At 67.6% G+C, this 549-nt stretch carries 1 protein-coding gene; it reads right to left on the bottom strand.

All coding sequences use genetic code 11. The features are described 5' to 3' along the window. The coding region (locus tag ACP7EG_RS27725; RefSeq protein WP_426090254.1) for an AMP-binding protein at window positions 1–549 on the bottom strand (549 nt) is incomplete at both ends.

The raw sequence follows: 549 nt of genomic DNA, 5'->3' as shown, positions 1-549 counted from the left end.
CAGCACAAAGTTCGACGGCACCATGTAGACCGGCAGGCAGGCGTGCAAGTACGTAAACAGGCGCGCAAACAACGCCTCCTCGTCGCACTCCACCGTCCGGCCTTCCACATATGCCACCAACCGCTTCTCGCCATCGATGTCCTTGGCCAACACCACCGCATCGCGCAAGTCCGCATGACGGCTCAGAGCCGCCTCGATCTCGCCCAACTCGATACGGTAGCCGCGCAGCTTGACCTGCTGGTCCGTGCGTCCCAGATACACGATGCGCCCGTCGGCCAGCCGGCGCGCCAAGTCGCCCGTGTGGTACATGCGTGCACCCGGCGTACCGAACGGGCACGGCAGGAAACGCTCCGCCGTCAGGCCCGGACGGTGCAGATAGCCACGCGCCAAGCCAGCGCCGGCGAGGTACACTTCGCCCGGCACGCCATCGGGCACCGGCTGCAATGCCGCGTCAAGCAGGTATAGCCCCACGTTCTCCAGCGCCCCGCCCAGCACCGGCAACGGCCCCGCCGCACCGATGGCGCACGCCGTGGCGTCGACCGTGGTTTC

The sequence above is a fragment of the Janthinobacterium sp. PSPC1-1 genome, assembly GCF_049897625.1.
Classification (GTDB): Bacteria; Pseudomonadota; Gammaproteobacteria; order Burkholderiales; family Burkholderiaceae_D; genus Janthinobacterium; species Janthinobacterium tructae.
This window is presented reverse-complemented; position numbering and strand designations above follow the sequence as displayed.